Raw genomic sequence first — 22,510 nt, 5'->3', positions numbered from 1 at the left:
ATGTCGGAAAAAAGAGTTCAGCCTTTGGCGCGTGATGCAATGGCCTATGTCCTCGCGGGCGGCAGAGGCAGCCGCCTGAAGGAACTGACGGACCGCCGGGCAAAACCCGCCGTTTATTTCGGCGGCAAGGCGCGCATCATCGATTTTGCGCTCTCCAACGCGCTTAATTCCGGCATTCGCCGCATCGGCGTCGCCACGCAATACAAGGCGCACTCCCTCATTCGGCACCTGCAGCGCGGCTGGGACTTCTTCCGCCCCGAACGTAACGAAAGCTTTGACATCCTGCCCGCCTCCCAGCGCGTTTCCGAAACGCAATGGTATGAGGGTACGGCAGACGCGGTTTACCAGAACATCGACATTATCGAGCCCTATGGGCCGGAATACATGGTCATCCTCGCCGGCGACCATATTTATAAAATGGACTATGAATACATGCTGCAGCAGCATGTCGATTCCGGTGCGGATGTGACGATCGGCTGCCTTGAAGTGCCGCGTATGGAAGCAACCGGCTTCGGCGTCATGCATGTGAATGAAAAAGACGAGATCATCGATTTCATTGAAAAGCCCGCCGATCCGCCCGGCATTCCCGGCAATGAGGGTTTTGCGCTCGCCTCCATGGGCATCTACGTCTTCCACACGAAATTCCTGATGGAAGCGCTGCGCCGCGACGCCGCAGACCCCACCTCCAGCCGCGATTTCGGCAAGGACATCATTCCCTATATCGTGAAACACGGCAAAGCCGTTGCCCACCGCTTCGCAGACTCCTGCGTGCGTTCGGATTTCGAGCATGGCCCCTACTGGCGGGACGTCGGCACAATCGACGCCTACTGGCAGGCCAATATCGACCTGACGGATGTGGTGCCTGACCTCGATATCTACGACAAATCCTGGCCGATCTGGACCTATGCGGAAATCACCCCGCCGGCAAAATTCGTCCATGACGACGAGAACCGCCGTGGTTCGGCCGTGTCTTCGGTCGTTTCCGGTGACTGCATCATTTCGGGTGCGTCGCTCAACCGCAGCCTTCTGTTCACAGGCGTGCGCGCCAATTCATACTCCCGCCTTGAGAATGCCGTAGTACTGCCGAGTGTGAAGATCGGGCGTCATGCCCAGCTCAGCAATGTCGTCATCGACCATGGCGTGGTCATTCCGGAAGGACTGATTGTAGGAGAAGACCCAGAACTGGATGCCAAACGTTTCCGCCGCACCGAAAACGGCATCTGCCTTATCACCCAATCGATGATCGACAAGCTGGACCTGTAGCGCCGATGAATGTCCTTTCGGTTTCATCCGAAATCTACCCCCTGATCAAGACCGGAGGGCTCGCCGATGTTGCCGGCGCGCTCCCCATCGCGCTCGAAGCCTATGGCGTCAAGACGCGCACGCTGATACCCGGGTATCCGGCGGTGAAAGCTGCCGTGACGAACGCGGTGAAATGTTACGAATTCACCGACCTGCTGGGCGAAAAGGCCGATCTGCTCGAAGGCCGGCACGAGGGACTGGATCTCCTCATCCTCGATTCGCCCGCTTATTACGAGCGCTCCGGCGGGCCCTATCTCGACCAGACGGGCAAGGATTATCCCGACAACTGGAAGCGCTTTGCGGCGCTTTCGCTGGCGGCGGCCCGCATTGCAGCCGGCGAATTTCCCGACTGGCGGCCGGATCTCCTGCACGCTCATGACTGGCAGGCTGCCATGGCGCCAGTCTACATGCGTTATGCCGAAACGCCTGAAATTCCGAGCCTGCTCACCATTCACAACATTGCCTTCCAGGGGCAGTTCGGCGCCAACATCTTCAGCAAGCTTGGGCTACCAGCCCATGCTTTCGGCATGGAGGGCGTGGAATATTATAACGATGTGAGTTTCCTCAAGGGCGGGCTGCAGACGGCGACGGCGCTCAGCACCGTCAGTCCCTCCTATGCCGAGGAAATCCTCACCCCGCAATTCGGCATGGGCCTGCACGGCGTTATCGGCAGCCGAGCCCATGTGCTGCACGGCATCGTCAACGGCATCGACGCGGACGTCTGGAACCCGGCAACGGATCATCTGATTCATGACAATTATTCCGCCGCCAATCTCAGAAACCGGGCCCTGAACAAGAAGTCTGTCGCCGAACATTTTCGCATCGATGACGATGACAGCCCGCTGTTTTGCGTCATCTCACGCCTCACCTGGCAGAAGGGCATCGACCTCATGGCCGAAGCCGTGGACGAGATCGTTTCCCTCGGCGGCCGTCTGGTGGTGCTGGGCGCGGGCGATGTGGCGCTGGAAGGTGCGCTCCTGGCGGCGGCGTCCCGCCACCATGGCCGCGTCGGCGTTGCCATCGGTTACAACGAACCCCTGTCACATCTCATGCAGGCGGGCTGCGACGCGATCATCATCCCCTCGCGCTTTGAACCCTGCGGCCTCACCCAGCTTTATGCGTTGCGTTACGGCTGCATTCCGGTCGTCGCCCGCACCGGCGGCCTTGCAGACACGGTGATCGACGCCAACCATGCCGCTATCGCCAACAAGTCGGCGACCGGTGTGCAATTTTCCCCCGTCACGCTTGATGGTCTCAAACAGGCGATCCGCCGGACCATCCGTTATTATCACGACCCGAAACTATGGACACAAATGCAGAAACTCGGGATGAAATCCGATGTTTCCTGGGAAAAGAGCGCCGGCCTTTACGCCGCGCTTTACAGCCAGCTTATTTCGAAAGGCCATTGAACCAATGATCAAGACTGTTCAGACGAAGCCCTATCAGGACCAGAAGCCGGGCACTTCAGGCCTGCGCAAGAAGGTGCCCGTCTTCGCCCAGGAAAATTACGCCGAGAACTTCATCCAGTCGATCTTCGACGCGCTTGAGGGCTTTGAAGGCCAGACGCTGGTGATCGGCGGCGATGGCCGTTACTACAACCGCGAAGTCATCCAGAAGGCGATCAAGATGGCCGCCGCCGCCGGCTTCGGCAAGGTTCTGGTCGGTCAGGGCGGCATTCTCTCCACGCCGGCCGCATCCAACATCATCCGCAAATACAAGGCCTTCGGCGGTATCGTGCTCTCCGCTAGCCACAATCCCGGCGGCCCCACCGAAGATTTCGGCATCAAATACAATATCGGCAATGGCGGTCCCGCCCCGGAAAAGATCACCGACGCGATCTACGCCCGTTCCAAGGTCATAGACAGCTACAAAATTTCAGACGCCGCCGATATCGACCTCGACAAGGTGGGCAGCTTCAAGGTGGACGATCTGACGGTCGAGGTGATCGACCCGGTCGCCGATTATGCCGCCCTGATGGAAGAGCTGTTCGATTTCGATGCCATCCGTGCCCTCATCGCCGGCGGCTTCAAGGTCGTGGTCGATTCCATGAGCGCCGTCACAGGCCCTTATGCCGTTGAGATCATCGAAAAGCGGCTTGGCGCTCCGAAGGGCTCGGTCCGCAATGCTACACCGCTGCCGGACTTCGGCGGCCATCACCCCGACCCTAACCTTGTCCACGCCAAGGAGCTTTATGACGATGTCATGAGCCCGGAAGGCCCCGATTTCGGCGCTGCTTCCGATGGCGACGGCGACCGCAACATGGTCGTCGGCAAGGGCATGTTCGTCACGCCATCAGACAGTCTGGCGATCATCGCCGCCAATGCCAGACTGGCGCCCGGTTACGCGGCAGGCATTTCCGGCATCGCCCGTTCCATGCCGACAAGTGCGGCAGCTGACCGTGTCGCGGAAAAGCTCGGCCTTGGCATGTACGAGACTCCAACCGGCTGGAAGTTCTTCGGCAACCTCATGGATGCCGGCAGGGTGACGATCTGCGGCGAAGAAAGCTTCGGCACAGGCTCCAATCATGTACGCGAGAAGGATGGTCTCTGGGCCGTGCTCTACTGGCTGAACATCGTCGCCGCCCGCAAGGAAAGCGTGAAGGACATCGTCACAAAGCACTGGGCCGAATATGGCCGCAATTATTACTCCCGCCACGACTATGAGGAAGTGGATTCGGACGCCGCCAACACGCTGGTGGCGACCCTGCGCGAAAAGCTCGCGACACTTCCCGGCACCAGCTACGGCAATCTGAAGGTCGCCGCAGCAGATGATTTTGCCTATCACGATCCGGTCGATCAGTCCGTCAGCAAGAACCAGGGTATCCGCATCCTGTTCGAAGGCGGTTCGCGCATCGTGCTGCGCCTTTCCGGCACCGGTACGGCGGGCGCCACACTTCGTCTCTATGTCGAGCGTTACGAGCCGGACGCGGCGCGTCACGGCATCGAAACGCAGGAAGCGCTCGCCGACCTGATTGCCGTTGCCGATACGATCGCCGGCATCAAGGCTCATACGGGACGAAGCGCGCCGAGCGTTATCACATAAGCTGGCTGCGGCGCTGCTTTCTCCTGAGAGAGCCGGGCACAATACGATGAGTTCACAAAGCAACTCGTTGGAGTGACACGTCCGCCACCCTGCTCGGCGTCATCCTCGGGCTTGCTCGAGGATGACGGAGGAGGATTTCCAACCCTCCTATTCTGCCGATACCTTTCAGAAGAGATATTATCTAGCGGAGACAGATAATGCAGACACCTTCCGTTTTCCCCAAAGGCGCGCTGCAGACGGAAAACGGAACGGAATTCACGGTCTATTCCCGGCACGCCTCCCAGATCGATCTTTGTCTCTTCGATACGGCCGGGGAAAAAGAGATGGCGCGCCTGCCAATGGTGCGCGGTGAAGGCGACATTCACGGATTGATCGTCTCCGACGCTGGCCCGGGTACGCGTTACGGCTTTCGCGCTCACGGTATTTATTCGCCCGAACATGGCCTGTGGTTCGATCCCGCAAAGTTGCTGCTCGACCCCTATGCCACCGAGATAGACCGTCCCTTCCGGCATGATCCAGCCCTTTTTGCCTTTGGTCAGGAAACGGGCCACATCGTGCCCAAGGCAATTCTTGCCAGCCATGAGCCGCTCAAGCGCCAACCCCCGCTTTTCGCCGAAAGTGGGCTGATTTACGAACTTTCCGTGAAGTCCTTTTCGCAGCTGCATCCCGAGGTGCCGGAAGACATCCGGGGCACCGTCGCCGCGCTCGCCCATCCCGCCATCCTCGCCCACCTGAAAAAAATCGGCGTCGACGCGGTGGAGCTGATGCCGATTACCGCGTGGATCGACGAGCGTCACCTGCCGCCTCTCGGCCTTTCCAATGCCTGGGGTTATAATCCCGTCGGCTTCATGGCGCTTGATCCGCGACTCTGTCCCGGTGGTGTGCGGGAACTGCGCGAGACGGTTGCAGCGCTGCATGCGCAGGGAATCGGCGTCATTCTCGATCTGGTCTTCAACCACACGGGTGAAAGCGATATCGAAGGATCGGTTCTGTCGCTGCGCGGGCTCGACAATCTCACCGCCTTTCGTCACCCGCCGGGCAAACCGGGGGTTCTGGTCAACGATACCGGCACCGGCAACACGGTCGCCTGCGACCATCCCTATATCCGGCAGCTTATTATCGATTCTCTCAGGCATTTCGTTCTGAGTGCCGGCGTGGACGGTTTCCGCTTTGATCTGGCCCCAGTGCTCGGACGAACGGCCAATGGCTTCGAAATGGCAAGCGAAACGCTCTCGGCCATGCATTCGGACCCGGCGCTTTATGACCGCCTGCTAATCGCCGAACCGTGGGATATCGGCCCCGGCGGTTACCAGCTCGGCAATTTTCCGGAAAGCTTCCTCGAATGGAACGATCGCGCCCGCGACGACATGCGCCGGTTCTGGCGCGGGGACGCCGGCACGACCGGGGCGCTGGCCGATGCGCTTTCCGGTTCCTCGCCGATCTTTTCCCGCCATGGCCGCCAGAACACCCGCAGCGTCAATTTTCTCGCTGCCCATGACGGTTTCACCCTCTACGATCTCGTCAGCCACGAACATAAGCACAATGAGAAAAACGGCGAGAGCAATCGCGACGGCCATAATGACAACCATTCCTGGAACAATGGTTTTGAGGGGCTGACAGACGATCCCGTCATTAGAGCCGCGCGTACTGCAGATGTGAAGGCGCTGCTTTCCACGCTTTTCGTCTCTCGCGGCGCCCTGATGCTCACGGCGGGCGACGAGGGCGGCCGCAGCCAGCAAGGCAACAACAACGCCTATTGCCAGGACAATGAGATAAGCTGGGTCGACTGGTCATCGCTTTCCCGCGAATTGATCGACCATACGGCCTTTCTCGCGTCATTGCGCAAACGTTTCGATGTGTTTTCGAGGACAGGCTTCTTCTCAGGCCATGGCGATGTGACATGGCTCGCCCCCGCCGGCGAGCCGATGACGACGGCAGACTGGGAAAGGCCAATTGCGCAGGCTTTTGCCATGGTGCTTTCCACCCTCGACCGGGAAACTGGTGCCGACGCTGAACTTGCCGTGCTGATAAACCGCAGCCGTGAGATCGTGCCTTTCACCCTGCCGGGCGGTGGCTGGTCCGCCATCGGCACGGATTTCGGTAACCCCGCCTTCCTTCCAGCCCGTTCGGTGGTGTTTTATCTGCGCGGTTGATCCCGTCGCGTCACGAGCCGTATAAGTCGCGGGAGACAATGCGGACGAGGTAACATGACAAAAGAAATTGCGCTGGCCGAGATGAAAAACCACGTTGGCACAGAAATGGGCGTTTCCGACTGGATCACGGTCGACCAGACAATGATCGACAGCTTCGCAAAAGCAACACTGGATGACCAGTTCATCCACACAGATCCGGAACGCGCCAAAGCGGAAAGTCCCTTTGGCGGCACCATTGCACATGGGTTCCTGACGCTGTCTCTGCTTTCGGCCCTGAATTACGACGCCCTGCCGCGCATCCGCGAGCAGACCATGGGCATCAATTACGGCTTTGACGCCATTCGTTTCGTCGCTCCGGTCAAAAGCGGTGCTCGCGTGCGCGGCCGTTTCACCCTGGCGGAGACGCGCTTTCGCGGAGCCTCCATGCTGATGACCACCTACGATGTGACGGTGGAAATCGAAAACGAGAAAAAGCCGGCGCTAACCGCGCGCTGGACCACCATCAGCCAGTTCAATCCGGAGGACAGGCCGGAGGACGCCTGAAACCCACGAGGGAGAGACCGCATGCATGACGAAGCCGTAAGGAATGCGTTTCTCGTTCAGGCAAGAGCCTGCGACAGCCTCGGCTCTCCCTTCACGGCACGGCTTTGCCGCGCCATGGCAACAAGGCTCGACCGCCAGACAGAGGTCGGCGAGCGAATTTTGTCCTGGTTCGGCGATGTCGGCCCATCCGGAGATTCCGTACCGCTACGGCTGGCCGGCGCCCTGCATGCGCTTGCCATAGAGGAAAAGATCGCGCCGCTCGCCGATATTCCGCCGGAAAACGAAGAAGCGCTCTGGCAGGCATGTCTAAACGCCCTGCGTTTTCATTCCGCCTTCATCCTCGAAAGGTTGCAATCACCGCCGCAGACCAACGAGGTTCGCCGTTCTGCCGTTCTGCTGCCTGGCTTTCTTTCGATTGCGAAAATGACGGGCAAGCCGCTGGTGCTTTCCGAAGTCGGAGCCAGCGCTGGCCTCAACCTGCAATTTGACCGTTACCGATATCGCCTCGGCGATCTCGTCTGGGGTGAACAATCCGATGTTTTCCTGTCACCGGAGTGGCGCGGCGACACCCCCGCCCATGAGCGGATCGACGTTATCGAGCGCGCCGGCTGCGATATCAACCCACTTGATCCGTCATCCGCGGAAGATCGTCTGCGGCTGATGTCCTATGTCTGGGCCGACCAGACCGACAGGCTGGAACGAACGGCCGCCGCCCTGCGCATAGCGATGGAACACGCTCTGCATGTCGAGAAGGCCGACGCTGTCGACTGGCTGCAACGCCGCCTTGCCACGCAATATCCGGGCGCTGCCCATGTCATCTATCATTCCGTCGCCTGGCAATATCTGCCCGATGACCTGAAACAGGCCGGCGAGACTGTGATTGCCGAGGCCGGCGCCCGCGCCACGCCGGACGCCCCGCTTGCCCGGCTGCAAATGGAAGCGGATGCGACGCCCGGCGGTGCTGCAATTATGCTTCAAATCTGGCCGGGCGGCGAAAAGCAGGAAATCGGCCGCGCCGATTTCCATGGGCGATGGGTGGAATGGCGGGGTTGGACAGAGAGTTAAACCGCCACGTCCTCAGCCGCCTCCTGCAGCAGCCCACCGACATAGGTCGCGAAGGAGCGCCAGCACTCCACCCGGAATGTGTCATCCGCCGTGCGCAGCAGGACCACTTCCGCCTTGCCGAAAATAGTGCGTGAGCAGCCACCTACCGGGAACCTCGCAAGAGAAAGGTCCTGCGGGCAGCCGGCATTGAGAGCTGCTTCCGCGCCAGCGCCGGAAACGATGATGGCGGTGTTGCGGTGGGAAATATCAGTTGCCGAAAACAGGCCGGAAACGCCGGCAAGCGCCACCATGAGATCGCTTTCGCCCTGATCGATCACCAGCCATTCATCCGGGCCGAGCCACAGAGCGGATCGCAGACCAGAGGTGACCGAGCTTTTCGGGCTGGTCGGCAAGGCAAGACCGAGCGCTTCGGACAGCGCCGGCACGGCGCTCTCGCGTGCCCGCAGCGACAACCGCGAGGCAGAAGCCGCAGGCTTCAGCGATACAAAGGGCGAACCGCCGTGAAAATCCTCGAGCACGGATTTGCGTTTTGCGTGCAGCATATCAGCCATTGAGACGGGCTCCTTCCTTGTCGAGGAAGACCATGTCGGTCACTTCGACGGCAATGGTTTTATCAGCAAGCGGAATATAGAGCGTTTCGCCCATGCGCGCCCTGCCATCCGCCACCAAGGCGAAAGCAATGGAATGGCCGAGATTTTCCGACCAATAGGCCGAGGTCACATGGCCGAGCATGGTCATTGGCTTTAGCTGGTTCGGATCGGCAACGATCTGACCGCCCTCGTCCGGAACGGTCAGCCGGTCCTTCGTCTTCAGGCCAACAAGCTGTTTGCGGCCGGAGCGCGTTAGATCGGGGCGTTTCAGACCGCGAATGCCGACGAAATCCGTTTTCTTTTTGGAGACAGCCCAGCCAAGCCCGGCATCATCGGGCGTTACGGTGCCATCCGTATCCTGCCCGACAATGATATAGCCCTTTTCGGCACGCAGGATATGCATTGTCTCGGTACCATAGAGGCAGCCGCCGACGGCTTCCGCCCTCTCCCGGATTGCAGACCAGACTGCTGCGCCGTAATCGGCAGGCACATTGATTTCGAAACCGAGTTCGCCGGTGAAGGAGACGCGGAAAAGCCGCGTCGGCACGCCGCAGAACTTGCCTTCCGCCACCGCCATATGCGGAAAGGCCTCCGGCGAAAGGTCGATACCCTCGACGAAAGGCGCGATAACCTCGCGCGCCTTCGGCCCCTGCACGGCAATCACGGCCCATTGTTCGGTTGCCGATGTCAGCCAGACATTGAGATCGGGGAATTCGGTCTGGAGATAGTCCTCTATGTGCTGGAGAACGCGCGGCGCGCCGCCCGTCGTCGTCGTCACGTGGAAACGGTCTTCGGCCAGGCGCCCAACAACGCCGTCATCGTAAACGAAGCCGTCTTCGCGGGTCATGATGCCATAACGGCAGCGGCCGGGTTTCAACGTATCCCAGGCATTGGTGTAGATGAGGTTCAGGAACTTCGCCGCATCCGGGCCAACCACCTCGATTTTGCCGAGGGTGGAGGCATCAAACACGCCAACGCTCTCACGAACCGTCTTGCATTCACGGTTGATCGCTTCATGCATGTCCTCGCCCGCCCGCGGGAAGAACCAGGCACGCTTCCAGTTGCCGACATCCTCGAATACCGCGCCTGCCGCCAGCTCTTCGTCGTGCATCGGCGTCTTGCGCGCGGGATCAAACAGCGCGCCGCGCGAATGATTGATAAGCGTGCCGAAGGTAACCGGCGTATAGGGCTGGCGGAAGGTGGTGAGACCGACTTTGGGCAAATCCCGGCCGAGCGCTTCCGATGCAATGGCAAGGCCATGCATGTTCGACATCTTGCCCTGGTCGGACGCCATGCCATTGGTGGTGAAGCGCTTGATATGCTCGACCGAATGCATGCCCTCGCGCACGGCAAGGCGAATATCCTTGGCGCAGACATCGTGCTGGAAATCGATGAAAGCCTTGACGCCGGTGCCCTCACCTGCACCCTCCGCCGCACCAATCATGCCGCCTGTCCAGGCCCGGGCGTTTTCGCCGGAAAACGCCACCGCGCCGCCACCCGCAGCCGCGGCCTCGGCGATCAGCGCCGAAAGATCATCCGTGCCATTGCAGGCGCCGATGGAGACGCAGTTCTGCACATGAATGTCAGGCAGGAAACGCTGGTTAGCCGCGTCAAACTTCAGCTTGCCGCGCGATTGCGAGAACAGATGCACTGAAGGCGTCCAGCCAGCGGAGACAACAAGCGCGTCGATGGCGATCTTGCGTTTGTTCGACCCGCCATTGCGGCCGACCGTCATGGAAGATACGCGCAGGCGGCCGGCGGTATTGTAAACGCTGTGACCCGCCAGCACCTCGATGCCGAGTGCCCGGGCCTCGTCCAGCAGACGCTGGTCCGGATTTTCGCGGCAATCAACGATGGTGGCGATCTTCACCCCGGCCTTCTTCAGATCAAAGGCAGTCTCATAGGCGGAATCGTGAGCGGTGTAGACACCGACGCTGTTGCCCACGGCGACGCCGTAGTGGTTCAGATAGGTGCGGGCGGCCGAAGCCAGCATGATGCCAGGCCGGTCATTGTTGGCGAAGACCATGTGGCGCTCGATCGCACCGGCCGCCAGCACGACCTTTTTGGCGCGGACCTGCCAAAGGCGCTCGCGCGGCTGATGTTTGGCCGGCGTCGCGAGATGATCGGTGACGCGTTCGGCGAGCGCGACGAAATTGTGGTTGTAATAACCAAAGGCGGTCGTACGCGTCAGAACCCGCACATTGGGCAGGGACTTCAGCTCTGCAAAAACCTTCTGCGCCCATTCATAACCGGGCAGGCCGTCGATTACAGCGCCAGTGTCGAAGCGCAACGCACCACCGACGTCCGCATTCTCATCCACCAGAATGACGCTGGCGCCAGTTTTCGCGGCAGAAAGCGCAGCTGTGAGACCGGCGACACCAGCGCCGGCCACCAGCACGTCGCAATGGGCATAACGTCCGGAATAATGATCCGCATCCGGCTCGCTCGGCGCCTTGCCGAGGCCGGCGGCGCGGCGGATCAGCGGTTCGTAAATCTTGTGCCAGGCGGCCTTCGGCCACATGAACGTCTTGTAGTAGAAACCGGCCGCGAACATCGGCGACAGAAGATCGTTGATGGCGCTCAGATCGAAGGACAGTGACGGGAAACGGTTCTGCGAGGCGATAATCGCGCCGTCGAAGACTTCCTGCACCGTGGCGCGCACGTTGGGCTGCTTGCGCAGGCTGTCGCGGGACACGTCTATCAGCGCATTCGGCTCCTCCGGCCCGGCCGACAGGAAACCACGCGGACGGTGGTATTTGAACGAGCGGCCGATCAGATGCACGCCATTGGCCAGAAGGGCTGACGCAACCGTATCGCCCTCCAGCGCCGGATAGATCTTGCCGTCAAAGGTAAAGCGCGCGGTTCTCGCCGGCGTGAGACGGCCTGCGCCCTTGATACGATAATCGCCGCTCATTGCCCGGCTCCCTTTTCTGCCGAAAGGACCGTTTCAATATCGGGTTTCGGTTCACCCGCCTTGTAGGTCATCAGGAATCTGTCGCTCACCGAATCGCGGGCGGCGTTGAAAAAGCGGCCACAGCCGTGAATGTGACGCCAGCGCTCGAAAACAAGGCCCTTGTCGTTGTCGCGGATGAAGAAATATTCCGCGAAGGCCTCGTCGGAGATATCGGCGATGTTTTCCGGCCGGGCGATATGGGCTTCGCCCGCCCAGCGGAATTCCAGTTCGGAACGGTCTTCCCCGCAATAGGGGCAATGGATCAGAAGCATCGTCGCTCCACCTAGAGAGAATTTTCCGGAAGGATCGTTCCGGCGGGTTGGTCACACAGCCGCTTCCCCATGGCTACAAAAGGGGAAAGCCGCTTTAAAAGCTGCTCAAAATTATCGAAGGGGCGCAACGCCGAGGCCCGTCCCATATTGACGATGGCGACCGCCATCATGTCGGTGTCGATCGCGAAGGGATAATCCTGCTCGCCATCCTCATTCTCTCCGACAAAATAAACCATCTTGTTTGCGAGGCTGGGAGCACACAAAAGCAGGCCTTTTTCCGCCGTGAAGGGCCAGTCTTTCTCACCCTGCATCTTCGCAATCTTCTGGCTGCGAAAATCCTCGGCCCCGGGAATGACGCTACCGGCGGGCACGGCCTCGGCCGCGCCTGATATATTGATCGCAAGCATGGCCGCCGCCAGCATCAATGCGCCACCGCGGCAGCGGCAGCCTCATCAATCAGGCGGCCGGTACGGAACCGGTCTAGCGTCAGCCCGGCCGCCAGACGATGCGGTTCACCGCGGGCGATGAGATGCGCGAAGAGATTGGCCGAACCCGGCGTCGCCTTGAAGCCGCCCGTGCCCCAGCCGCAATTGACGAAGAGGTTTGGCACGGGCGTCACGCTCTGGATGGCGGAACGATCAGGCGTGTTATCGGTGATGCCACCCCACTGACGCATCATCTTCACACGGCGGAAGATCGGAAACAGCTCGCAGATGGCGTCCAGCGTGTGGGTGATGATCTGGAGACCACCGGTCTGCGAATAGGAATTATACTGGTCCGTACCCGCACCGATGACCAGCTCACCCTTGTCGGATTGCGAAATATAGGCGTGCACCGTGTTGGACATGACGACGCAGGGGAAGATCGGCTTCAGCGGCTCCGAAACCAGCGCCTGCAGCGGGTTGGAATGCAAGGGAACGCGCACGTCTGCCATCTTCATGATGACGGAGGAATGACCGGCGGCCGATACGCCGATCTTCTTTGCGCCGATGAAGCCGCGATTTGTCTCGACACCCGTCACCGCGCCATCAGGCCCGCGGCGAATGCCGGTCACCTCGCAGTTCTGGATGATATGCACGCCGCGGTCGGAGGCCGCGCGCGCATAACCCCAGGCGACAGCGTCATGGCGTGCCGTGCCGCCGCGACGTTGAAGGGCTGCGCCATTGATCGGGTAACGCGCATTGCCGGATATGTCGAGCGGCGGACAGTACGCCTTTGCCTGCTCCGGCGTCAGCCACTCATTGTCGATGCCATAAAGACGGTTGGCATTGATATGACGGCTGAAGGACTGCCGGTCATGGATATTGTGCGACAGCATCATCACGCCGCGCGCAGAATACATGACGTTATAATTGAGATCCTGGCTCAAGCCTTCCCACAGTTTCAGGGAATGCTCGTAAATATCCATGCTCTCTTCATAGAGATAATTGGAGCGGATGATGGTGGTGTTGCGGCCGGTATTGCCACCGCCGAGCCAGCCTTTTTCCAGAACCGCGACATTGGTCATGCCATGTTCCTTGGCAAGATAATATGCCGCTCCGAGACCGTGGCCGCCCCCGCCAATGATGATGACATCATAGTCCTTGCGCGGCTCGGGTGAGGCCCATTGCGCATCCCAGCCCTTATGACCCCTGAGCGCCTCACGCGCCACGGCAAAAACGGAATATTTGCGCATTCGCAATCTGCTCCTCGAGAACCGGCCAGAGGCCTGGAACATAGCCCCGGCCCGTATCATACACATGGCAAATCGGGATGGGAGGCAATATCCATTTTGCGACGCGGCAATGGTTTTGTTTCGACATGACCGAAAGATTGCGGGACGGCGCGCATTTTGTGGCTGAATATGCGCTACCGGCTGGACTTGCTGCAAATGATCTGTTATTGCACGTCACCAATCGCCCGGCTCAACAGCCGGATGAACCACTTTTTGTTTGCGTGCGAATGCCTTTATTCACACAGCAAGATAACCAAACTAAAGGAACGGGTTTAACGTGCAGGTACTAGTCCGCGACAATAACGTTGATCAGGCGCTCCGCGCCCTGAAGAAAAAGATGCAGCGCGAAGGCATTTTCCGTGAAATGAAGATGCGTGATTATTACGAAAAGCCCTCCCAGAAGCGCGCTCGCGAAAAGGCTGAAGCCGTTCGCCGCGTTCGCAAGCTGGCACGCAAGCGTGCACAGCGCGAAGGTCTGGTTGCTGGCCCCCGCGCAGGCCGTTAATAGGCCGTCTTTTGGACGTTTTTGAATGCTTGTTGGGCGGGGGCGATCAATTCGCCGCCGCTCTTTGTGTTTGTGGCCGGAGAACGCTCTTGAAAACGACCGTGAGACCGGCCTGCGAGGGAACCCACACCGAATGATCGCTGTCGACACCTGTGTTGTGAAAAACGCCGATGCCTCCACGGGCCGGTTGCCATTAAAAAACAACAGAGGGTTCCGCGCTTCTCTGGTCGTCTGCGCCGTGCTTGCCGGTCTTTCCGGCTGCGCGACATCCAACCAGACGGAAGATGTGTTCCGGATCGACCGCGCACAGGGCTCGCAGGAAAACATCGCCTCTCTCACCTCGGTCATCAACGCCAATCCGCAGGATCCTGAAGGTTACAACGTCCGCGGCTCGGCCTACGGCCGCGCCGGCGATTCGCGCCGCGCCATCGAAGATTTCAACAAGGCGCTGCAGCTCAACCCGCGCTTTTACCAGGCCTATGCCAACCGCGCGCTGGTTTACCGCAATAGCGGCCAGCAGCAGCAGGCCCTTCAGGACTACAACGCCGCCCTGCAGATCAATCCGAGCTACGATGTGGCGCTGATCGGTCGCGGCAATCTTTACCGGCAGTCCGGACGCGTCAACGAAGCCTTCAACGATTTCTCCCGCGCCATCGAGCTGGAAACCACCGACGGTCGCGCCTGGCACAATCGCGGCCTGATCTACCAGCTGCGTAACCAGCATGCCCAGGCCATCGAGGACTTCTCCAAGGCAATCTCGTTGTCATCGACGTCACCGGAGCCCTATAACGGTCGCGGCCTTTCCTACGTCGCGCTCAATGACGACGAAAACGCCTTCGCGGATTTCAACCACGCCATTTCGCTTGACGGGAATGTGGCGGAATCCTGGGCCAATCAGGCGCTGGTCTATGAGCGACGCGGCGAAATGGCCAAGGCGGCCAAGTCCTATGCGCATGCGGCGCGACTCGATCCCAAATACAAGCCCGCACTGGATGGCGTTGCCCGCACGCGCGGCGCCGCTAGCGCCTCCTAAGGCGTCCGGAACCAATAAGAAAGCCGGCTGGTTTATAACCCGCCGGCTTTTTTAATGAAGAAAAAGAACCATCAATGGCTGTCGCGGCGTGCCTCGGGCGCGGCATCCACCGCCCACAATTCAGCCTGCACGGCGTTTTGAAATTCCATGACCTCGCGGCGCATGGCGGCGTCCTCATAGCCAAGCGCCGTCAGACGGGCGGCCAGTTCACGGCACTCCCTGCGCCAGAAATCATTCGCCTCCACACCATGCAGCCGGTCGAGAATGGTTGCACATCGTTTTACGTCGGCAATGCGGTTCTTTGCCGGAAAGGCGATTACTTCTGAACTCGTCGTCACGCGGGCACCCTGCTCTTCGAGGAATCAATACCGACTTTTTAAAGGCGAGATGGTTAACGAAGTCTGCAGAGCGGGCCAGACACTCCGCAAGGCCTGCACCGGAGGCGGTTTTAGACTTAACAGAAGCAGGCATCACTGTTGGCTGGCCGACGTCATCGATGCGAATCGGCAGTTACTGAGGAATTTACCAATCAAGATTACCGAAATTTCATGCCGCGGGAGGTAGAAGAAGTATATGTGTGTTGAAACAGCACCGGTCTCATCGTATATTTCCTGCAAAGAAGAAAAATGCCGCAGCGCAGTCAAAAATGGAGAAATCGTTCTCGGGAGGAGAGCAACATGTATGCACCTCGTGTTTTTTTCAGCATGATCGGTGCTTTGCTTGCTTTTGCGGTTGCGACATATTTCATCCACGGCTCCTTCTATACGGCGTTCATTCAGACCCTCATTTGCGCAGTCATTCTGCAAGTCGGTTACTTCGTGGCGATTTTGGTTCTGGTCGCCCGTGAAAAACGCCGGATGCGGGAGACCTTTTCCCGGGACCTCAGCGCTGAAACAATTGCAGCAGACACCGCGAAAAGCGCACCGCCGCATGGGGCAAAGCTGACGGATATGTAAGTTTTTTCGCATCCGCTTTTATTGCATCGCAAAAAATCGCTTGCATCCATATCGCTGACACTTTCTGCTGGCCAAATCCTGAAGGTTCGTCAAAGCAGAAGGACACCCCATGGTGAGCGGTTCACAGCCCATTTGCGTCATCATCGCTGCAAAGAATGCATCTGATACCATCGATATCGCCATTCGTTCCGCCCTTGCGGAGCCAGAGGTCGGCGAAGTCGTGGTGATCGACGATGGTTCCACCGATACAACGAGCGACGTGGCGCATGCGGCGGATGACGGCACGGGCCGCCTGCGGGTGGTGCGATTCGACGTCAACCGCGGGCCATCGGCTGCGCGCAATCATGCCATCTCGATTTCCTCCGCTCCCCTCATCAGCATTCTCGACGCGGACGATTTTTTCTTCCACGGCCGTTTCGCCGCCATGCTGGCCGATGACGACTGGGACCTCGTGGCCGATAATATCGCCTTCATTCAGCAATCCGTTCCAGGCGCGTCCTCCATGCAGCCTGCCCGCTTCGAGCCCCAGGCGCGGTTTTTGTCGCTGACGGAATTCGTGGAAGGCAATATTTCCAGGCCTGGTGCGGAGCGCGGGGAAACCGGCTTCCTAAAACCGGTGATACGCCGCGCCTTTCTCGACAAACATGCGCTGCGTTATGACGAGGCTCTGCGACTTGGCGAGGATTACGAACTTTACGTGCGCGCGCTGGCGGCCGGCGCGCGCTACAAGGTCATCCGTCATTGCGGTTACGGTGCGATCGTTCGCGGCAACTCGCTGAGTGGCCGCCACCGAACCGAAGATCTCCGTCTTCTCTACGAAGCAGACAGGGCGATTCTCGCCGGTTGCCGGCTCTCGGCAGAGGAAACGGCGATCCTGCGCGAGCACGAGAAACACATCCGCGCCAAATTCGAGCTTCGCCATTTTCTCGATACAAAAAAACAGAAGGGTGTGAGCGGAGCGCTGAGCCACGCCCTTGCGCGTCTGCCCGCCCTGCCCGCCATTACACGCGGTATCTGGAGCGACAAGACCGCCCGCTTCCGCAAAGCGGCGCCGGTGCGGGACGTGCGTTATCTGCTGGACGGCACGCCGGTTTCCTAAGGGAAAAGACAACTCACGACAAATCTCTGCCGTCCGCCCCGGGGCTTGTCCCGGGGATTTGCTCACGTATCCTCTAAGCGCCCAGTCGCAGATGCTCGGGACAGGCCAAAGCATGGCGATGCGGCAACGGTGTCCTCAAGCAAAAGCCGCAGAAAATTCTCTGCGGCATCCGCTTCTCACCTCTAGAGATAATCCCGCTTTACCGTTTCCAGAACGGCGGCGAAACGCTCCTTGCGTTCCTCCAGTCTGCCATCCGGGCTAAGACGCGGTTCCGCTCGGCTTGCCTGCCAGAGCGCCAGTGTGGAAGGTGCGGCCAGCACCTGCTTGGCGAGCTTCCGCAACGAGCGGGATTGCGTTTCCTGCGGACGCACCATTACATCGCCCTCATGCGCCCGGCCCTCAAGCGCAGAGACGGAATCGGCGGTGACAACGGGGGCGGGCGGTGGGGGGAAGCTCATGCCCCAGAAGCGTGAGCCCTTTTTCGCCGCTTCCGCGCGGGTTGAAACCGGCACATAGCGCGGCTGATATTCGACTCCGACGCTGCCGGCCCAATCGCTCCATTTGAAGCTGTTGATCGATGGTGAAGTGCTGACGGCGACCCACGGCACGCGGAAGGCATCGGCAAGGATTGCACCATGCATGGATTCAGCCACGATGAATTCCGATTGGGCAATGGCGCGGATGACCGCTTTTGCCTCGCCGCGCGGGTCGAGATAGGTGAGTCCTGCCGGTTCACAGACGGTTTCCCACATGCCGAATTCCGCCGATTCCCAATGGGGGACGAAAGTCTTCTTGTGGAGCTTCGGCAGCCCTTTGAAATCAGGCATCTCGGTGACCATCACGGCGGGATCGACAATGCCTTTTTCGGGAGCAAGCCCCAACTTGGCGGCGGTTTTTTCGCCGCGCACACAGCGGATATCCCAGAACTCGGTGCTGGTATCCGGCACCGCGCCATAACCATAGCCGCTGCCGATCACCAGCTTGCGCTGCTTGGCGGGCAAAAGAACGTCGTTGAGCACCGTTCCGACGCCCACGAGCATGACATCGTCATGCACATCGCGCAGGCCCGGAAGCAGAAAGTCCCACAGCCACAGGTTGAGATCGTCACCGAAATTTCCGTGATGAGATTCCCAGTGGTAAGGTTTCATGAGGTCACTCCTGGGTGAAAAACATATAAATTGTTGCGGGCGAAAATTCGCTCATCTGGATCGGACGATTTTTCCGGCGCCGAGTTCGAAAGCGGCGCGCAGCAGTGCCGGATCGCGCATTGCCCATTTTAGGAGCAAACCGAATTCGGGAGCCTTGCGCCGTTTCAGGTTGCCAGCCTGGCTCCAGAGAGCCTGTTTGCGCGCCGTGTTTTTATAGGAAGCGATGGACGCCACATCGGCCGGCCGGCGAGAAAAACGTCCCTCCAGCGTATCGAGCGCCACCCAGGTATTGAACTGCTGGCGCAGGAATTCCGGCGAGGTATTGTCGATGCTGTGGAAGATATTGACGCCCATGCCGCGCATCGCGCCGGCGTCGTCACAGAGCAGTGTCCGCTTCGATGCAAGGATGGAATCGCAGAAAAACAGCACGTCTTCCGCCGCCAGTCTGAGCGCCGGATCGAAACGGATCTTCTCGAAAAGAGGACGACCGATCACCATGCAGGAGAGATGCAGGAAGCTCCAGTTCCGCAGCATGACGCTTGCGAGATCCGGCAGTTCGATCACCAGCGGCTTCTCCGAAAGCCGTGCCGCACCCTCATTCTTTTCCAGCTCGGAAATGGCGAAATGATAATAAAATTCGTCACTTGCCTGCATGGACGCCCAGTAGCACTCGCCGCCATAGGTCGTGAGCGCAAAGGCCGCATTCCGCAGATGATCGGGCGTCCAGATATCGTCGGAATCAAGAAAGGCAACGTAGTCGGTGCCGTCAGGCACATTGTCCAGACCGGTGTTGCGGGCGCCGCCCGGGCCGGCATTGGCCTGCTTAATGACAAGAATCCGGTCTTTCTGTTCCTGCGAAAGTTCCGCAAGTTCCTGATCGATCGGGTATGGCGATTCGTCATCGACGATGACAAGATCGAAGTCTTGGTAGGTCTGCGCAAAAACCGATGCGAGTGCACGTCCCAGGACACCGTGCTGCTTTTGATAGTAGGGAATGACGACAGTAAATCTTGCCATTGTTTCGCCCCTTGCGTTGATCAAGAAGTGTCGGGCCCGATCCTAAAAGCGGCCCCGATGGTATCGGCAACTCCCAACCGGCTTCCTCCCGCCGGCCTCCAGAAACAGGATGCTTGTATGCCCCCAGCGCCAAATGTAAAGACCATCACCACGAATGTCGGCTGGAGCGTTTTATCAAAAACAGGGACATTCGGGCTTAAATTTGTCACGGTCCCTATTCTTGCAAGGCTGCTTTCCCCGGAGGAATTCGGGGTGGTAGCGGTAGGACTAACGGTTGTACAGTTCCTGACCATGATTGCCGGCGCGGGGCTCACCTCCGCTCTCATCGTTGAGAAGGAAGAGGATATGGAAACGATCCATACCGTCTTCTGGGCTAATCTGGCGATCTCCTGCACCATGGCAGCCGTCCTCTACATCTGGGCGGAATTTTTCGGCGGACTGCTGGGGGCGGTGGAAAGCGCATACCTGCTGCGCATCATGGCCTTCCTCATTCCATTGCAGCTTGCCGGCGATGTCGCCTATTCGCTGCTGGCGCGACGGATGAACTTCAGCAAGGATGCGCTATGGAGCATGGCCTCGGAGAGCATCGCAGCGATTGTCGCGGTCGCGCTCGCCTTCATGGGGTTCGGCGTTTGGGCACTTATCATCCAGCTTTTTGCCGCAGCTCTCATCCGTCTTGTCGGGCTTTATGCGGTTTCCCGCTATTGCCCGCGTTTCGTCATGAAGCCACGCCGGCTGGTGCCGCTTCTCGGCTTCAGTTCGGGGCTGATGGGCTCAGAAATCGCCAATTTTGTCACATTCCAGTCGCCGATGGTGGTCATTGCCCGTCACCTGGGTCTGGCGGATGCCGGCGCCTATTCCGCCTCCAACCGTTTCGCCAGCATTCCCAACCAGGTGGTTTTATCCGCCGTCATGGGGGTTCTGTTTCCTGCCTTCAGCCGCATGATGGACGACCCGCAGCGCCGTCGTGATGCGTTGATGTTCAGCACGCAGGTGCTGACCGTACTGCTCGCGCCCATGATGTTCGGTCTCTGTGCCGTGGCCGAGCCGGCCATGCTTGTCATCTTCGGCCAGAACTGGGCCTATGCCTGGCCTGTCCTCGGGCTGCTCGCCCTGTCCAAGGCCATTCTCACACCGTGCAGCACCTTCATCCCGTATCTGAAGGGTGCTGGTTACGGCCGCGTATTGTTCTGGTCGGCGACGATCCGCGCCATCGTCACCACGGTGGCAGTGTGGCTCGCCGCACTTTATGGCACGCTGATCGACGCCATGGTCTGGCTTTGCATCGTGAACGCGGTCACACTGGTCGCTTACTCCTGGGCCGTGTTCAAGGCCAGCGACACGCCTTTCTTCCGGGGCCTTTATGTCAGCAGTCGACCGATGATAGCCGCTTTCGTGATGGCCGTTGCGGTGCGCTATCTGCTTCACCTTCTCGCCGATCGCATTCCCAATGCCACCCTTCAGGTTCTTATCGGTGCTGCCGTGGGCGGCGCCATCTATGCAATACTGATCCTGCTGACTGAACGTGCCCTGCTGGGAAAAATCCTGGGCATGGTCAAATCACGGCGTATGCCGAATACCGCAACCCAAGGTTAGAAATATCACAGAAAAATGCGCCTCATTTCTGCCGTTAAGGGGCCTTGCCACGGTGATTTTTCTCGCCGTGGCAAGGTGGGTTCGGCGCTCTTTTTGCAGCGCAACATCACGGCAAATGACAAATTCGCACGCTTCAGAGATTTTTAATGAAGCGTGAGTTTAGATAAAATTCATTTATTTCAATCGTTTAATTTTTTCACGCGATAGAAACTGCGCTGACGCCAGACATTCACCCGCAAAATCTAATCTTGTGTTTTTCCCGCGTCGCCACATTTTATCCCAAAGTCGAAACCAGACTTCCCAGTGCGGGCTTAAGTTCGCTCTGGTTGCAACGCGGCGTGGGGAGACGCCGCCCAATAGGGGTGACTGATGTGACTGTCGATCAGAACCTATCCTCCCGTATCAACTTGATGCGCATATTGCTGATTTCAGGAATCGTGTTCGTGCATGTGCCGCACAATGCCGAAACCAGCCCCTTTCTTGGCCTTTACGGCTTTTTCGACTGGCTGCGGGTTTTCCTTGGCGACGCGCTGTTTCGCATCGGCGTGCCCTGTCTCAGCGCCATTTCCGGTTATCTGCTGTTTCGCCGCGGCATGAGCGCTTTCGATTATCCGGCGACGATCCGCTCCAAGACGAAAACCGTGCTGCTGCCATTCCTCTTGTGGAATGGCGCACTGTTTGCCGCCGTGCTGCTGATCCAGCTGTTCGAGGTTGGCGTCGGATATTTTCCCGACCTATGGAACGCCAGCCCGCGCGAAATACTCAGCCATGGTACGGCGCTGGAAGAGCTGCCGGTGAATGTGCCGCTTTATTTCCTGCGCGACCTTTTTGTCTGCATTCTGCTGTCGCCGGTGCTCGCATTTCTGATGCGCCGCTTTGCGCTGCCGACGCTCGTAATCCTGCTGATCGTCACGGCCATGCCGGACCTGAAGATCTTCATTGTCCAGAAAAAATCCATCCTCTTCAGCTTTTCGCTCGGCATCGCGCTTGCGCTGCACCGGGTCGACGTCAAGGCACTTGATCCTTATGCCCTGCCGATCATGTTGTTGACATTTGCCGCGTCGGCCATTCTCGCCACAGGTCTCTATTTTACTGGCCCTGAATTCACATTCTGGCTGAATATGTCGCGCAATCTGCTCGCGGTCTTCGGCGCGCTCGGCTTCTGGGTGTCTTCATCGATCTTGATCCGCAGCCGGCTTGGTCAGAGGCTTGCCGAGACCGGCAGTCTCAGCTTCTGGATATTCTGCGCCCATTACCCGCTGCTGGTCATCATGTGGATGGTCTGGAACAAGGGCGGGCCGGATTTCTATCCCGCTTTCTACATCAGCGCGACGCTTTGCGCCTTCGTCATTTTGGTGATCAGCAATGCCCAGACCCGCAAATACCTGCCGGCCGTCTATGCCGTATTGACCGGAAGCCGCAGCGGCAAAGGCAAGGCAAAGGCCGAATTCGCGGCCAAACGGGCTTCCACGATAGGCCCACCCACATCCGAAACACTTTATTCGCAACGACAGAGGTGAAC

Annotated in this window: 20 protein-coding genes; 12 read left to right on the top strand and 8 right to left on the bottom strand. The window is 59.2% G+C overall.

What is annotated here, in order from left to right; genetic code table 11:
* The 6 genes from glgC to QE453_RS05685 all read left to right on the top strand — a co-directional run bounded on the left by glgC (nt 1) and on the right by QE453_RS05685 (nt 8,105).
* Nucleotides 1-1,263, top strand: coding sequence for a glucose-1-phosphate adenylyltransferase (glgC, locus tag QE453_RS05710; protein ID WP_004437759.1), 1,263 nt, complete (start codon nt 1-3; stop codon nt 1,261-1,263).
* 5 nt (nt 1,264-1,268) lie between these two features.
* Complete coding sequence (glgA, locus tag QE453_RS05705; RefSeq protein WP_044459461.1) at nt 1,269-2,711, top strand: glycogen synthase GlgA; 1,443 nt, start codon at nt 1,269-1,271, stop codon at nt 2,709-2,711.
* Between the two features lie 4 nt (nt 2,712-2,715).
* The gene (locus QE453_RS05700) at nt 2,716-4,344 is read left to right on the top strand and encodes an alpha-D-glucose phosphate-specific phosphoglucomutase (RefSeq protein ID WP_006698100.1); all 1,629 of its coding nucleotides are present in this window, start codon (nt 2,716-2,718) and stop codon (nt 4,342-4,344) included.
* Between the two features lie 197 nt (nt 4,345-4,541).
* Nucleotides 4,542-6,497, top strand: a complete 1,956-nt coding sequence (glgX, locus tag QE453_RS05695) for a glycogen debranching protein GlgX (protein ID WP_279873949.1) — start codon at nt 4,542-4,544, stop codon at nt 6,495-6,497.
* A gap of 54 nt (nt 6,498-6,551) precedes the next feature.
* Nucleotides 6,552-7,040, top strand: a complete 489-nt coding sequence (locus tag QE453_RS05690) for a MaoC family dehydratase (RefSeq protein ID WP_004437750.1) — start codon at nt 6,552-6,554, stop codon at nt 7,038-7,040.
* A gap of 21 nt (nt 7,041-7,061) precedes the next feature.
* Nucleotides 7,062-8,105, top strand: a complete 1,044-nt coding sequence (locus QE453_RS05685; RefSeq protein ID WP_279873948.1) for a DUF2332 domain-containing protein — start codon at nt 7,062-7,064, stop codon at nt 8,103-8,105.
* On the opposite strand, the gene QE453_RS05680 is transcribed toward QE453_RS05685, so the two are convergent.
* Genes QE453_RS05680 through QE453_RS05660 form a run of 5 tightly spaced genes read right to left on the bottom strand, consistent with a single transcriptional unit; the run spans nt 8,102 to nt 13,595 of the window.
* Nucleotides 8,102-8,656, bottom strand: a complete 555-nt coding sequence (locus QE453_RS05680) for a sarcosine oxidase subunit gamma (protein ID WP_113730391.1) — start codon at nt 8,654-8,656, stop codon at nt 8,102-8,104. The two genes, QE453_RS05685 and QE453_RS05680, sit on opposite strands and share 4 nt — an antisense overlap.
* On the bottom strand, nt 8,649-11,609 hold the full coding sequence (locus QE453_RS05675) for a sarcosine oxidase subunit alpha (protein ID WP_279873947.1): 2,961 nt from the start codon (nt 11,607-11,609) through the stop codon (nt 8,649-8,651). Before QE453_RS05675 ends, QE453_RS05680 begins: the two co-directional genes overlap by 8 nt.
* On the bottom strand, nt 11,606-11,920 hold the full coding sequence (locus QE453_RS05670; RefSeq protein ID WP_004437737.1) for a sarcosine oxidase subunit delta: 315 nt from the start codon (nt 11,918-11,920) through the stop codon (nt 11,606-11,608). The genes QE453_RS05675 and QE453_RS05670 overlap by 4 nt, the downstream gene beginning before the upstream one ends.
* A gap of 11 nt (nt 11,921-11,931) precedes the next feature.
* Nucleotides 11,932-12,342: a hypothetical protein gene (locus QE453_RS05665; RefSeq protein WP_279873946.1), complete on the bottom strand. Its 411-nt coding sequence runs from the start codon at nt 12,340-12,342 to the stop codon at nt 11,932-11,934.
* Nucleotides 12,342-13,595 (bottom strand): sarcosine oxidase subunit beta family protein, encoded by a 1,254-nt coding sequence (locus QE453_RS05660; protein WP_279873945.1) that lies wholly within the window; start codon nt 13,593-13,595, stop codon nt 12,342-12,344. The genes QE453_RS05665 and QE453_RS05660 overlap by 1 nt, the downstream gene beginning before the upstream one ends.
* 316 nt (nt 13,596-13,911) lie before the next feature.
* Between QE453_RS05660 and rpsU the strand changes: the two genes are divergently transcribed.
* The gene (gene rpsU / locus QE453_RS05655) at nt 13,912-14,139 is read left to right on the top strand and encodes a 30S ribosomal protein S21 (protein WP_003508541.1); all 228 of its coding nucleotides are present in this window, start codon (nt 13,912-13,914) and stop codon (nt 14,137-14,139) included.
* A 133-nt stretch (nt 14,140-14,272) separates the two neighbouring features.
* Entirely contained in the window at nt 14,273-15,172 is a 900-nt protein-coding gene (locus QE453_RS05650) for a tetratricopeptide repeat protein (protein WP_279873944.1), read from the top strand.
* Between the two features lie 71 nt (nt 15,173-15,243).
* Here QE453_RS05650 and QE453_RS05645 read toward each other — a convergent pair whose 3' ends face one another.
* The gene (locus tag QE453_RS05645) at nt 15,244-15,510 is read right to left on the bottom strand and encodes a DUF6074 family protein (protein ID WP_184288912.1); all 267 of its coding nucleotides are present in this window, start codon (nt 15,508-15,510) and stop codon (nt 15,244-15,246) included.
* A gap of 339 nt (nt 15,511-15,849) precedes the next feature.
* Here QE453_RS05645 and QE453_RS05640 point away from each other — a divergent pair, with 339 nt between their 5' ends.
* Complete coding sequence (locus QE453_RS05640) at nt 15,850-16,128, top strand: exopolysaccharide production repressor protein (protein ID WP_004437712.1); 279 nt, start codon at nt 15,850-15,852, stop codon at nt 16,126-16,128.
* A 109-nt stretch (nt 16,129-16,237) separates the two neighbouring features.
* On the top strand, nt 16,238-17,227 hold the full coding sequence (locus tag QE453_RS05635) for a glycosyltransferase family 2 protein (RefSeq protein WP_279873943.1): 990 nt from the start codon (nt 16,238-16,240) through the stop codon (nt 17,225-17,227).
* A 182-nt stretch (nt 17,228-17,409) separates the two neighbouring features.
* On the opposite strand, the gene QE453_RS05630 is transcribed toward QE453_RS05635, so the two are convergent.
* Complete coding sequence (locus QE453_RS05630) at nt 17,410-18,375, bottom strand: polysaccharide pyruvyl transferase family protein (RefSeq protein WP_004437706.1); 966 nt, start codon at nt 18,373-18,375, stop codon at nt 17,410-17,412.
* 51 nt (nt 18,376-18,426) lie between these two features.
* Nucleotides 18,427-19,392: a glycosyltransferase family A protein gene (locus QE453_RS05625; protein ID WP_004437703.1), complete on the bottom strand. Its 966-nt coding sequence runs from the start codon at nt 19,390-19,392 to the stop codon at nt 18,427-18,429.
* 117 nt (nt 19,393-19,509) lie between these two features.
* Between QE453_RS05625 and QE453_RS05620 the strand changes: the two genes are divergently transcribed.
* Together QE453_RS05620 and QE453_RS05615 are read left to right on the top strand one after the other, a co-directional pair.
* Entirely contained in the window at nt 19,510-20,988 is a 1,479-nt protein-coding gene (locus tag QE453_RS05620) for a lipopolysaccharide biosynthesis protein (protein WP_309776530.1), read from the top strand.
* Between the two features lie 371 nt (nt 20,989-21,359).
* Nucleotides 21,360-22,508 (top strand): acyltransferase, encoded by a 1,149-nt coding sequence (locus QE453_RS05615; RefSeq protein ID WP_022563429.1) that lies wholly within the window; start codon nt 21,360-21,362, stop codon nt 22,506-22,508.
* Nucleotides 22,509-22,510: the final 2 nt, after the last annotated feature.

Origin of the sequence: Agrobacterium sp. SORGH_AS_0440, from assembly GCF_031453135.1 — a bacterium.
Taxonomy (GTDB): Bacteria; Pseudomonadota; Alphaproteobacteria; order Rhizobiales; family Rhizobiaceae; genus Agrobacterium; species Agrobacterium pusense.
Note: the sequence above shows the minus strand (reverse complement) of the source record. Positions and strands in the feature narration are given on the sequence as shown.